This is a genomic window from Bacillus tianshenii, from assembly GCA_020524525.2.
Classification (GTDB): Bacteria; Bacillota; Bacilli; order Bacillales; family Bacillaceae_N; genus Bacillus_AV.
Genome location: CP129018.1, coordinates 2,649,739 through 2,663,101 on the forward strand (window position 1 = coordinate 2,649,739; position 13,363 = coordinate 2,663,101).

The window sequence follows — 13,363 nt, forward strand, 5'->3', positions numbered from 1 at the left end:
CATAGAAGATTAAATGATTAGGCTTATTGATAAACAAGGAGTTCTTAATCAAACGAAGAATGTAACTATACATAAATAAAAGGTGAGGTGGCTTATGGAGGTTTACGTTCTAACAGGATCAAGCGGAACAGGGAAAAGCACAAGTGCCCTTTCTGTTGCCTATCAACATAACATTCCTGCCATCATCGACGATGGCTTGCTGATTTATAATGGGAAACGTATTGCTGGTACATCAGCAAAATTTGAAAAAAACACAATTAAAGCTGTTAAACGCGCAATTTTCCATGATGATAACCATGCACAAGAGGTAAGAGATGCAATTAAACGAAAAAAAATTGAAAAGATTTTGCTGATCGGGACGTCAGTTAATATGGTCGAAAAAATCGCCGCTAAACTGCAGCTTGGAAAAATTGATTTTCACACAACAATTGAAGAGGTTCGCAGCTCCAGTGAAATTAAAATCGCCCTCTATACACGAAAGATGGAAGGCAAACATATTATTCCGATCCCATACGTTCAAGTGGATCAAAGCTTATTTAAGAAGTTAATTTCAAAGGGAATGAGCTTCTTCACACCGCAAAAAGAAAAGATCGGCGAAACAACAATCGTTCAGCCGAACTTTCAAAAAGGGTCGATTCATATTACAGAAGGTGTCCTTCAAAAGATTATTAAGCTAATTTGTAAGGAGATTGATGTCATCGAACAGGTGCATTCCATCCATGTTCTCCTTACTGGTAACCCTTACTTAATGGTTGAAGTGACTGCAAACCATGTATCGAATCAAAATTTAATAACAGCCTTACATGATGCACAAAAGAAAATCTTTGCTGACTTTAATACCTACATGGACGTTGAATTCAGTACAATTGATCTGAAAGTAAAGAAACTTCAAATGGATTAATTGAACTAAAAAAGAAGAGCCAAGGTAAGCTCTTCTTTTTTCTTGCTATCTGATTGAAAATCCACCAAGCTTTGTTTCTAAATACTCTTGAATCCCTTCATGGCCACCTTCGCGTCCTATTCCGCTTTCTTTCATTCCGCCAAATGGAGCAGCAGCAGATGTTGGATTAATATCATTAATACCGATGATGCCAAAGCGCAGTCCTTCAAACATCTTCATTGAACGTGATAGGTCATTTGTATACACATACGCAGCTAACCCGTAATTTGTATCATTCGCCATCTTTAACACTTCTTCTTCATCATCAAATGGAATAATAGGGGCTACAGGTCCAAATGTTTCTTCCCGGTAAATTTTCATTTCTGGAGTGACATTTTTTAATACAGTTGGTGCGTAGAAGGTGCCCTTTGCTAAGCTCCCTGATGTTAACCTTTCTCCACCAGCTGCTACTTCAGCTCCTTTCGCAACAGCATCTGTTACTTGTGAAGACACTTTTTCAACAGCAGCTTCGTCTACAAGTGGACCAATACTAATGCCGTCTTCCAACCCACTTCCTGCTTTCATCTTTTCAACCCGCTGAACAAATGTATCTGTAAAGGTTTGAATTAAACTGCGATGAACGAAAATTCGATTCGGACTTATACACGCTTGCCCAGTGTTTAAAAATTTAACGAGTGATGCACCCTTTGCTGCATGAACAGGATCAGCATCCTCGCAAACAATAAATGGAGCATGTCCACCAAGTTCCATTGACACACGCTTCATCTGCTTTGCCGCACCTTGAGCTAAATATTTTCCAACAGCAGTTGAACCTGTGAACGTTAATTTTTGCACATTAGCATTTTCGAGAAACTCTTGCCCAATTTCTTCTGGCTGGCTAGTAGGAACAAGGTTGATAACTCCTTTTGGAATGCCAGCGTCAATTAACGCTTTGTACGTTTCAATGGCACAGAGCGGTGTTTGTTCTGCAGGCTTCAACACAATTGTGCACCCTGCCGCAATAGCTGGTGCTACTTTTCTCGTAATCATTGAAATAGGGTAGTTCCATGGCGTGATCGCCCCGACAACGCCAACAGGCTGTTGAAGTACCATGAAGCGCTGATCCTTCCGTGCTGACGGAATGGTTTGACCATATAATCGTTTCGCTTCTTCTGCATACCATAATAGAAAGTCCGCTCCGTATTGCACTTCATTACGCGATGCTTTCAATGGCTTCCCTTGTTCAATCGTCATTAGCTCAGCAAGCTTCTCCTTACGTTCCACCATTATTTGATAAGCTTTATACAAATAACTTGAACGTTCGTAAGGTGTTAAAGAAGACCATTCCTGAAAGGCAGCATGTGCTGCTTCAATTGCACGCTTAACATCCTCTCTCGTCCCATCAGCCACCTGCTCAATCTCTTCACCGTTTGCAGGATTGTATGATGCAAACATCTCCCCTGATTCTGATTTCTGCCATTCTCCGTTTATATATAGCACGTGCACATCCTCCCCCTGCTCTGTTTATTATTTTGTTCTTCTTTTAAAATCAGGCTTTCTTTTTTCTACGAACGAAGCAATTCCTTCTGGAAAATCATGCGGGTCAACAAAGTTTGTATCTGATTTCCACAGCTCTTCAATACTGTTAATACAATTTGCAGTTGACTGCTTAACAGCCAGCAATGAAGCTGGTGATTGTTCAGCAATGACTCTTGCCTTTTCAAATGCAAAGCGGTCAATTTGCTCGTCTTCAACTACATAGTTCAGCATGCCATAACGATACGCCTCATCAGCATCAAAGATACGCCCTGTATACACTAAATCCTTCGTACGACTTGGTCCGATTAAATCAACTAATCGCTTTACAAACTTATTATTGAGTTTAATTCCTAACCGTCCGACCGGAATTCCCATTCTAGCGTGGGATGAACCAATACGAATATCACAGCTTAAGGCAAGCTCCAACCCTGCTCCCATTGCTGGACCGTTTATGACACCAACTGTCGGGATTGGCAATTTTTCAAATGTGGAAATTGCTTTTTCCATATGAATAAATGCTTGTTCAGCCTCTTCCACCGTCATTTGGTGAAACTCTTTAATATCTGAACCGGCAGTAAATTGATTACCCGATCCTCGTAACACGAGCACTTTATTTTTCGGGTTATCGCAAATATGCTCACCTATTTCAGTCAGTTCTTGCCACATTTTTGATGACAATGCATTGCGCATATGGGGTCTAAATAATGTCACAATCGCAAGACCTGCACTCTCTTGAACAGTGATCTTTGCTTTCGGTTCAATTCGCTTAATATTTACTTTCACCTTCATCACCTACTTGCTTTTTATTTTCTTCCTCCATTTTAAGTAGTAAAACAAATTCTTAACCCTTTAATATGCAAAAAACGTGCCACCTAGTAATATCCTTCCCTTTTATCATAAAAGACGACAATCTTAATTAAAAGCAAGCTACATATCCAACTCTTTGTTTCCATCAGAAACAAAAGTATTTCTTTTTAGAAACACAACGTCTCACTCGGAAACATTTTAAGTAATCCCATATTTCTTTAACCTCGCGTAAAAGGTCTTTCGGCTAATTCCCAATTTTTTAATCGCTTCAGTTCGATTTCGGCTATTTTCTAACACTTCTAACAGCTTCGTTTTTTCTGTCTGTTCAAGCACTCTTGTCAAACTAGGAGAGTCAGCAATTGCTTCTTCGGGATAAGTTGGAGCTTGTGAAGAGGTACGTCTGATATGCTCTGGTATATCAGTTACTTCAAATCGTGCACCCATACTGACCGCAACCATTCGCTCAAGCACATTGTTCAATTCACGTACATTCCCTGGCCAGTCGTACATACGAAACACTTCATAGATTTCATCATTTATTGTAATTGGTTTTTTGTATTTAAAAATGAGATGGTTAAGTAAGTTGCTTGCGACGTAAGGAATATCTTGCTTTCTATCCCTTAAGGGTGGAATTTGAATTGGGACGACATTCAATCTGTAATAAAGGTCTTCTCGGAATTCTCCTTTTTGAATTTGTTCATTTAAATCACGGTTTGTTGCGCAAATAATTCGCACATCCAGCGGTGAAGCTTTCGTTCCGCCGACCCGATGGAATGAACGTTCTTGAATGACGCGCAACAACTTGGCTTGCACCTTCATTGACATTTCGCCAACTTCATCAAGAAAGAGCGTACCACCATTTGCTAACTCGAGAAGTCCCTTCTTACCGCCCTTACGTGAACCAGTAAAAGAGCCTTCTTCGTAACCAAACAATTCACTTTCTAACAGGTTATCGGGAATGGACGCCATATTAATTGGAATAAACGGCTTGTTCTTGCGGGAGCTTGTTTCATGAATTGCTTTTGCAAAAACTTCTTTCCCGACCCCACTTTCTCCATACAGCATGACCGTTACATCTGTCCCTGCTACTTTACGAGCAATATTAACAGCGCTAATCATAGAAGGAACTTGGCTCTCTAGTAATGAAAAGTTGTTTTTATCTAATTGACCTTCAAGCTGCATGGAGTAACGTTTATAACGATCCAGTTCATCTTGAAGCTTTGTAATTTCATCGATATTTTTCATAATCGTCACGGCACCAATTTGCTTATCGTTCTCCATTAATGGAGTGATTGTTGCATAGACGTCTCTTTTTAAGGAATGAACAAAGCTGCAATCATTAATTAATGGCTCCCCTGTTTCTAATACTTTCAGAATTCTTGCATCTTCTTCAATTTCATTTAATTTTCGGCCGATAATTTTCTTAGAAGGAACATTGAATTGCCGAGAATATGCTTCATTCACAAAGACGATCGTACTATCCTTCAAAACAACAATAATCGGATCTTCCATTGACTCCATGATGGCAGAGAAATGTTGTTTTTCTAAATTCAATCTCTTCCCCCCTAAAAAGTTCTTCTATATCCATATTACCGAATCTTCAGAATATTTTCACCAAAAAAACCCGTACAATAATGTACGAGTTTAACGAAATTGAGCTTCACAACGATAAATACGCTGCCCTTTATTTGAGAATTTTTCTTCGTATTCAGTCATCACATTTCCTTCTATATCACTATTGTGCAAGTCTAAGGAAATATTTTTTACAATCATGCCATAACGTGAAAAGCTTTCTAGCGAATACTCAAACAGCTTTTGGTTATCTGTTTTCATATGAACTTCACCGTTTTCCACAAGCACTTTCTCATAATATTCTAAGAAGGTTTTATAAGATAAGCGACGCTTTTCATGGCGATTTTTAGGCCACGGATCAGAGAAATTCAAATACACACGAGAGATTTCATTTTCAGCAAAAATTTCAGTAATATCTCGCGCATTTTCGTTTAACAATTTCACATTTGTCTGCGGCTCATCGATGATACGCTGCAATGCAGATACAATAACACTGTCATATAGTTCAATCCCAATAAAATTAATATCAGGATGCTGTTTTCCCATGCCGGTCACAAAGCTTCCCTTTCCAGTTCCTACTTCAATATGGATAGGGTTGTCATTTTGAAAAATATCCTTTGCCCATCTGCCTGCATATTCAGCTGGATTTCCAATGACAATATGATTATTTTCCGTGATCATTTCTTCTGCCCACGGCTTATGTCTTAAACGCATGTTTCTGTTACCTCCATCTTTTCGTACATTATCCTTGTCAAACATACCACGAAACACTTGAAAACAAAAGATATCGTTTGCGAACCTTGTCGAAAACTGATTATTTTCAGCAAATCATTTGTTATGTCGCGTATCTTTCAGTTATAGCGAGGATTTTTTAACATCTTCTATCTTATCCGCAGAGATTCACTATGATTTCCTCTCGTCCCATTATACTCACATATTAGCTATTAGGGATGTAAACGCTTTCCCATTTATGATTCGTATAGAACTTAAACTTGGAGTGATTATTACAAATATGAAGTCTATTTTACATGTTTTTCGTAGCTTGCTTGAACTTAGCGTTGTTGGTCTCTTTTCCGTACTTTTTGTTATGTATTCATTAACATTTTATCCAATCGAAAAGCTTTCACATCGTTTAAACCCTGAAGTGAAAAAACAACAATTAAAATATGCTGCTAATTTAAATTAATTCACCATGTCGTGCTTCCATTTAAGCACGGCATTTTTTCATGATTTCTCCTTTACTTGGTTATGATAAGGACATGCCAACTAAAGGAGGAATAATGATGCCTCTCAACCCACAACATCAAAGACAAATTTTAATGGATATTATGCAAAACCATTTAACCGACCAATGTGGTTCTGTATCTGAGTGTCAGCAGATGCAGCGATTAGCCAAATCTCTTGTTGGAAATGACAAAACGGATGAACAGCTGAAGACCCTTCTTCATGAAATTTATGAGTACAGTCAAAAAGGAGCTGGCACGAAAGATTTGAATGCTCATATTCAACAACATTCTCCAAACTTAAATCAATGGCTCGGTACATTACAGCAATACGATACTCCATTTCGCTAAAATTCTCTTGAAACAGATAAAAGCTGAACATTTCCTCGGAAATGTTCAGCACTATAATAATTCTTGCAAATATTCAATCCAATTGTTCATCTCTTTCTGTTCATCTCTTCGCCGATGCCAATCAATTGACATAATCGTTTGTGCTGTAATATACCATCTCATTCGTTGTTTCAAATCTTCTGTTAACGTTACACCGTATTGCTTTAACCAATCATTCCATTCATCTCTTGGGATATACCAATACAGTAACTGACCTAAATCTAAGGCAGGATCTGCAATCATAGCTCCATCCCAATCAATTAAATACAGTTGCTCCTCTGAACTAAGCAGCCAATTATTATGGTTCACGTCACCATGACAAACTACTTTATTGTTATGATAAATTAATTCCATATTTCTTTCTAAATATTGTTCTGCTTTATAAATAACAGGATGGTCAACCTGCGGAATAACTCTTCGTTTCAAATCAGCTAGAACATTTTCCGGCTCTAACGGTGTCTTTCCAATACGCTTCAACATATCTAGCAATTCTTTAGAGCCGTGTATTTTGCCTAAAAGGTACGCAACTGCAGAGTTTGGCATATCCTTCGCTTTAAGCTCTCGTCCCTCAAGCCATTGCTGAGCTGTAATGACATCTCCATTTTCCATTCGCTTCGTCCACACGAGCTTTGGAACGATCCCTTCTGCAGACAGCACAGCTAGAAAAGGAGAAGAATTACGTTTTAAAAAAAGTTTTTGTTTATGGTTTTCCGCGATATATGCTTCACCAGTGGCTCCCCCTGCAGGAGTGATGCGCCATCCTTCGCCTAAACCCAATTGATGTTCCAACGGATTCACCCTCAATTTCAAAGTCAATAGTCCAGACTAAAGTTCATTCTATTAGTATAACGCATTTCGACAATTTACAACATAAGTTTGATGCATTTTCTAGTTATCATATGCTTTTCACTCGCAACGCTACCGTTGTTGATAATGGCTCTAGTAGATAATCAGAGAAATCAACAGAGCGGAGCGGAACCTCTGCTGCAGTTGTTCCTTCTACTAACGTATACCAGCCTTCACTAACATCAAAAGATAACCTTTTTTGTTCACAGCTGTAATTGAAAAGCAACAAAATTTCTTCTTCATCTCCAAGAATAGATGGTCCTGTTAATAAATAGGCAAACCAGCCTTCATCTGATTCAATCCATTTGAGATGTTCGATCAGTTGTGAACGTTTATCCATTCGCAATGCAGCATGCTTTTTCCGAAAGGCAATCAGATTCTTTACGTACTCCACATTGTCTTGGTAGAGTGTTTTTCGCTCCCAATCGATTTGATTAACCGCATCTCCTGAACGATAGCTGTTCCCATCACCATATTTCGTACGGAAAAACTCCATTCCACTATGGAGAAACGGAATACCTTGGGCTAATAATGTCATTGCTAGGCCTAAACGGTGCCGTTTCTTTCTTACTGTTTCACTTTCCGCTTCGTTCGAAACTGATAACTTATCCCACAATGTATGGTTGTCATGACATTCTACATAATTAACAGATTGGTTTGGTGCTTCGAATAAGCCGGGCAACTCTTCATCTATTGTAATTGTACCTGCCATTAAATGCCTTAGTACCTCTTCTTGCAATTCCTTCCCGCTAATAATCCCTTTATCTTCCAAGTTAAAATTATTCCCTTTAACTGCATCACGAAAGCGATCATTGAAAAAAGCAATCCGTGGCAACTTTGATGCATTTTCGATCGTCGCTTTCTTATCAGCAGCTAACGGCGTATTTAAATCCCAGCCTTCTCCTAACAATAAAATCGAATCATCAACCACATCAAGAGCAAGGCGAATATCATTCATCGTTTTAATATCTAAGATTCCCATTAAATCAAATCGGAAACCATCAATCCCGAATTCTTTCGCCCAGTAAACGACCGAATCAATAATAAATTTGCGAACCATTAAACGTTCGGAGGCAATATCATTACCAACGCCAGTGCCATCTGCAGGCATGCCATCCGCATCATAGCGAAAGAAGTAACCAGGAACGAGCTTTTTGAATGCAGATGTTTCCCGTTTATAGACATGGTTATAGACAACATCCATAATGACTCGTAGTCCCTTCTCATGAAGGGCTGCAATCATTTGCTTAAGCTCGTTTATTCGAACATAAGGATCAAACGGGTCAGTCGCATAGCTTCCTTCAGGGACATTGAAATGCACTGGGTTATAGCCCCAATTATAATCATGTTGAGGCTTGCGTTCATCAACCCCTTCAAAATCATGAACTGGCAATATTTGAACGTGCGTAATTCCTAATTCAGCTAAATAGGATAATCCTGTCCTACTTCCTAGTGGTCCAGTTGTATTATCCTCTGTCATTCCTAAATATTTCCCTTTATAAGTTACGCCACTCTTTGGGTGAATTGTAAAGTCTCTAATGTGAGTTTCGTAAATAATCGCATCTGTCATACGATTTAAAGTTGGAAGAGATTCTCGATATAATGGTATATTTACTTTAGATGGATTAATGACAATGCCGTACTTACCATTTACAGAGACAGCCCTTACATAAGGATCAACGGCCTCATTCCATTTCCCGTTAACTTTTGCACGGTATGTGTAGCATTGTCCATCAAGATTACTGCTTACATATTCAGTCCAAACACCTCTGTCTTCGCGACGCATTTTCTTTTGCCGAACAACCATTTCTTCTTTATTATAAAATAACAGCTCAACTTCTGAAGCCGTTGGGGCCCATACTTTAAAAGCTGTACCTTTTTTCGAATACGTGTTACCTAGATCTGTACCGAAATATGCGTACTGTTGATCGAACTCTTCTGTGCGAATAACAGCGCCGATTAATAAAGGGTAGTAATTCCCTTCATGGTCTTCAATGTGATGTTGCTCTTCAAGCAAAACCGGCTTTTTACTGCGACAAATAAACTTCACATATGTTTCAGAATTAATTATTTTGTCAATATCTAACTTCATCTTTCTCTGAGAAGACACTAAGTAAAAGCTGTCAGGATGATAGGTCAGATCAGCTAAAATCGTAATTTTCGTAAGTTCATCTAAATATGGTTGAAATAATTGCTGCATGAAGCGTCACCATCATTTCACGTTTAAATTTAAATATCCGTGGTATTAAATACAAGACATTCATACCAGTAGGATAGACCTTATTAATGGAGTTGATAAATAATGAATATGTGTACACAATGCGGAAGACAAAGTCCAATTCCCCAAAAAGGAACCCTCTTTATCTTCGGAAAACTTGAAATAAATCTGCCTTTTCTTGTACCAGGGCCAAAGCATACATATTTATGCACTTATGAAAGTCATGAACAAATAATTAATTATATTTCGACAATCCAAAGTTATGATAGCAGCCATTCCTTACGAGTTGGAATTAGCACGGATGCTTCTACTCTTCCACTTATAAATCACAGTTTAGAAGAATTAAAAACAAGAGTACAGCACTATGATGTTATAACATATATTCAAGATGGTGATTTTACAAGCTTCCTTCAACCGATTGTTGATCTTACCGAAAATGAGATATATGGGTTTGAACATTTGCTACGTCCACTAGGAAATGCTGACTTATCACCTGGAATTCTATTTTCTACGGCTCAGAAAGCAGGTATGCAGTCAACACTTGATCAACGGGCAAGAGAAGAGGCTATTAAGGCAAGAGCACAACATATCAAGCCTCCTTTAAAAAGCTTTATTAATTTTTTACCATCTAGTATTTACAATCCGGAATATTGTTTACGCCATACATTTGAAATTGTCGAGCGTTATGAAGTAGATCCTTCATCACTCGTCTTTGAAGTAGTAGAAACAGAGAAAATCACTGATGTTCCACACTTGAAGCACGTACTAGATGTATATAAACAAAACGGTATGCAAGTAGCGCTTGATGATGTCGGTTCAGGCTATGCTACACTTGATATGCTCTATAAGTTGCAGCCGAATTATGTGAAAATCGATCGACAATATATTCAAGATTGTCATGAAAATATGGAAAAACAAAAGTTTCTTACATCCGTTATCGACATTGCTTCTAACTTAAATATCAAAGTTCTCGGAGAAGGAATTGAGAAGAAAGAGGAATTTGAATACTGTCAAGAAGCTGGCATGGACTTTGCTCAAGGGTACTACCTCGGTAAGCCAAGCCCAACACCACAATTAGAGAGATGATGTATTGGAATCATCTTGGTCTTCTCTATCCTGTTCATGTTCGTCCTCTTCCTCCCACTCTGGACGCTTAATATACGTGCTCTGAGAGAAATTTAATAAAGCTTGGGCGGCTTTTAATTGTACATGTTTCAATGGGGAAGGCATTCGCTTCATGCGCCCGTGCCATTCTTCAAAGTTAAGACGATCAACATAGAGTGTGTCTGTGCTTGCATGGGCACCTTCTATGAAGCTTTGTCGAGTTAACACAATTTTTTTAATCGGCAAGTCAACCCCCATTTGTTCATAAATACTGTGCACAATTCGGTACATCCGATTTAACGAAATAGTTGGGTTGATTCGTTTTCTTTCCTCTTCACCGTAGCCTTCTATCCAGTAACGCCCTTTATCTACTCGAAAAACATCACTTTCTTTTTCACGACTCTCCAGCACTGTCATACACCATGTTGTCGTTGGACTAATTAAAATAATCTCAAGCTCAACAGGTGCATTTTTGATTTGTAAAATAGGATTATACAGGACAAGATAGTTATCAGGAAATTCTTGAAGCAAAAACCTCAAGATAGGATCGTAATAGTAAGATTGATTGACTAAAGACCTTTCTCTTAATGTAGAGCTTGCCCACATAATTTGAAAGCGAAGGAGCTCATCAAGAAATTCTAGTTTAATGTCTTCAAGTGTACGGCGCTCTTCGGTTCTTTGAAACTCAGATGATGCAGAAAAAAAGTCATTTTCAAAGTATGAGTCTTCTTGTTTATTTTTGTTTTTAGAAAACCAGCTTTTCACTGAAGAAAAGATCGACTTCCTGCCATCACTTAACCAATCGTCACTATCCCACTCTTCCTCTCGATATTCCCCAAACTCCACAGGTAATGCGCCGAATTTCACTTGCTGTAATGTCCCGTTATACCATTCACGCTTAATTCCATCCCAGCGACTTTTCTTCAAACGAAGAAACTGGCTAGGATAACGATAAATATCTGTTTCATAACGTGAAATAAAATCCTGTAACTTTATTAACTGAGCCATTATAATCCTCCATATAAAACATCCCTCATGATCTGTAATTATAATATACGGTTTATTTAAGGAATGTCCTTCATTTCTACAATAACAATTGCACAAACAACGGACTAAGAATTGATGCAAAAATGGCACTTAACGTCATCGCAATCGAGCTGATTGCACCCTCTTCTTCACCAAGCTCGAGCGCTTTTGCCGTTCCAATCCCATGAGAAGCACTACCAAAGCCAATGCCTCTGCCAAGATAATGATGAATACCACTCCACTTTAATAGAAAAGGCCCAATCACAGCACCAGAAATACCTGCAACCATCACAAAAACAGCTGCTAATGTGGGACTTCCCCCGATGACGTTCGCAATATCCATCGCCACAGGTGACGTAACAGATTTCGGAACCATTGAATACAAGGTCATCGTTTCAATACCAAATAGTAGTGATAATTCAATTCCACTAATAATGCCAATTACAGTTCCAGCAAGTACACCTGTCATAATCGGCATGGCATATTTACGAATTGTAGGCCATTGTTTATAAAGTGGATGAGCAAGCGCAACAACTGCAGGGCCAAGTAAATCAACAATCCACTTTCCGCCTATCATATACGTATTATAAGAAATATTGAATAAGAGCAATAAACAAACAATTAAGGTTGTTCCCGTCACAATAGGCACCATAAAAGGCGTATACACACGCGCATAAACCTTCTTCATAGCTTGATAAATGACAATTGTACTGATAATACTAATCAACATGATTAACAATATTTTCATGCTTATGCCCCCTCTCCTGGCGCAGCGCAATCCACTGACTAGCATAAGCAGAGGTAATCATAACTAAAACCGTACTAAGAAACACAACTAATAATGATAAAGCCCCTTTCCCTTTGAACAGGGAGAAATAATCCATTATGCCGACAGTTACTGGAATGAAAAGAAGCGGCAAGTGTGATAAAAGAAAACTTGCCCCAGATTCAATCCAATGTAGTTTAATAATCTTTGCCTTTAACATTGTAAAGAGTAACAGCATTCCGATAATACTGCCCGGGATAAATAAATTCAATGCCTCTTGAATCCACGTCCCGATAAAATAAAAGCCAAATAAAAAGGCAATTTGCACAATCATCTTAATCCATTTCATAACCTTTCCTCTCCCCTTTTCGTACAATTCCCCCCAGCTTTTCAATGCTTGTTTGCGTTTATTCTGTTTAAACGACGATCTTCTTATATTACAAACACATTTATAGCTTCATACTTCGGTGATTGATGAAGGTGTGTTTGATAGAGAACAACTTCGTCTACATTCCAGAGTCCGCCTATCTCAAGCTCACTCTTTTCCGAGAGGAAGGTGTCATTTGAAACCCATTTTCTTGCGAGGGTAATATGTGGAGTAAACCCACGTCTATCTAATTGAAAACCTAACTCTCCACATAATGCGGCAATATCTTTTTGGAGGTTGTTAAGTGCCTTAGATTCTTTAACACCTGCCCAAAAAATACGAGGAGAGTCCCCCCGACCAAAGCTACCAACCGAAGATAACTGAAGCTCAAACGGCTGATGGTCTTTCATAAGAGCTGGCATCTTTTCATTAATAAGTTGAATTTGCTCCTTCGTTGCATCCCCTAAGAAAACAAGTGTAATATGCAAATCCTGCGGATGAACCCACTTTTTAAAATCGAGCCGTTCTTTCCAGTCATTCATCTGCAACGCCAATTTGTCTTTCACTTCCTGCGCCAGAGGGACTGCAAGAAAGTAGTGTGTCTTCAACGTTGTAGCCCTCCTTA

At 38.6% G+C, this 13,363-nt stretch carries 13 protein-coding genes; 3 read left to right on the forward strand and 10 right to left on the reverse strand.

Features of this window, described 5'->3' with window-relative positions:
- Positions 1-94 precede the first annotated feature (94 nt).
- Positions 95-901 carry a hypothetical protein gene (locus tag LC040_13455; GenBank protein ID WLR50273.1) on the forward strand — a complete coding sequence of 269 codons (807 nt, stop codon included), beginning with the start codon at positions 95-97 and terminating at the stop codon, positions 899-901.
- 45 nt (positions 902-946) lie between these two features.
- Here LC040_13455 and LC040_13460 read toward each other — a convergent pair whose 3' ends face one another.
- The 4 genes from LC040_13460 to trmB all read right to left on the reverse strand — a co-directional run bounded on the left by LC040_13460 (position 947) and on the right by trmB (position 5,512).
- Complete coding sequence (locus tag LC040_13460; GenBank protein WLR50274.1) at positions 947-2,380, reverse strand: NAD-dependent succinate-semialdehyde dehydrogenase; 1,434 nt, start codon at positions 2,378-2,380, stop codon at positions 947-949.
- Between the two features lie 27 nt (positions 2,381-2,407).
- On the reverse strand, positions 2,408-3,202 hold the full coding sequence (locus LC040_13465; GenBank protein ID WLR50275.1) for an enoyl-CoA hydratase/isomerase family protein: 795 nt from the start codon (positions 3,200-3,202) through the stop codon (positions 2,408-2,410).
- 222 nt (positions 3,203-3,424) lie between these two features.
- Positions 3,425-4,780, reverse strand: coding sequence for a sigma 54-interacting transcriptional regulator (locus LC040_13470; GenBank protein ID WLR50276.1), 1,356 nt, complete (start codon positions 4,778-4,780; stop codon positions 3,425-3,427).
- 90 nt (positions 4,781-4,870) lie between these two features.
- Positions 4,871-5,512, reverse strand: a complete 642-nt coding sequence (gene trmB / locus LC040_13475; GenBank protein ID WLR50277.1) for a tRNA (guanosine(46)-N7)-methyltransferase TrmB — start codon at positions 5,510-5,512, stop codon at positions 4,871-4,873.
- A gap of 566 nt (positions 5,513-6,078) precedes the next feature.
- On the opposite strand from trmB, the gene LC040_13480 reads away from it, so the two are divergent.
- Positions 6,079-6,372: a YtzH-like family protein gene (locus tag LC040_13480; protein WLR50278.1), complete on the forward strand. Its 294-nt coding sequence runs from the start codon at positions 6,079-6,081 to the stop codon at positions 6,370-6,372.
- A 51-nt stretch (positions 6,373-6,423) separates the two neighbouring features.
- Here LC040_13480 and LC040_13485 read toward each other — a convergent pair whose 3' ends face one another.
- Both LC040_13485 and pulA read right to left on the reverse strand, forming a co-directional pair.
- On the reverse strand, positions 6,424-7,200 hold the full coding sequence (locus LC040_13485) for a phosphotransferase family protein (GenBank protein ID WLR50279.1): 777 nt from the start codon (positions 7,198-7,200) through the stop codon (positions 6,424-6,426).
- Between the two features lie 106 nt (positions 7,201-7,306).
- Positions 7,307-9,457 carry a type I pullulanase gene (pulA, locus tag LC040_13490; protein WLR50280.1) on the reverse strand — a complete coding sequence of 717 codons (2,151 nt, stop codon included), beginning with the start codon at positions 9,455-9,457 and terminating at the stop codon, positions 7,307-7,309.
- 102 nt (positions 9,458-9,559) lie between these two features.
- Here pulA and LC040_13495 point away from each other — a divergent pair, with 102 nt between their 5' ends.
- Entirely contained in the window at positions 9,560-10,561 is a 1,002-nt protein-coding gene (locus LC040_13495) for an EAL domain-containing protein (protein ID WLR50281.1), read from the forward strand.
- Here LC040_13495 and LC040_13500 read toward each other — a convergent pair.
- The 4 genes from LC040_13500 to thpR form a co-directional block, all read right to left on the reverse strand.
- Positions 10,550-11,587: an NERD domain-containing protein gene (locus tag LC040_13500; GenBank protein ID WLR50282.1), complete on the reverse strand. Its 1,038-nt coding sequence runs from the start codon at positions 11,585-11,587 to the stop codon at positions 10,550-10,552. The two genes, LC040_13495 and LC040_13500, sit on opposite strands and share 12 nt — an antisense overlap.
- Before the next feature lie 76 nt (positions 11,588-11,663).
- Complete coding sequence (locus LC040_13505) at positions 11,664-12,353, reverse strand: LrgB family protein (GenBank protein ID WLR50283.1); 690 nt, start codon at positions 12,351-12,353, stop codon at positions 11,664-11,666.
- Positions 12,325-12,720 (reverse strand): CidA/LrgA family holin-like protein, encoded by a 396-nt coding sequence (locus tag LC040_13510; protein ID WLR50284.1) that lies wholly within the window; start codon positions 12,718-12,720, stop codon positions 12,325-12,327. The genes LC040_13505 and LC040_13510 overlap by 29 nt, the downstream gene beginning before the upstream one ends.
- A gap of 83 nt (positions 12,721-12,803) precedes the next feature.
- The gene (gene thpR, locus LC040_13515; protein ID WLR50285.1) at positions 12,804-13,346 is read right to left on the reverse strand and encodes an RNA 2',3'-cyclic phosphodiesterase; all 543 of its coding nucleotides are present in this window, start codon (positions 13,344-13,346) and stop codon (positions 12,804-12,806) included.
- Between the last annotated feature and the right edge of the window lie 17 nt (positions 13,347-13,363).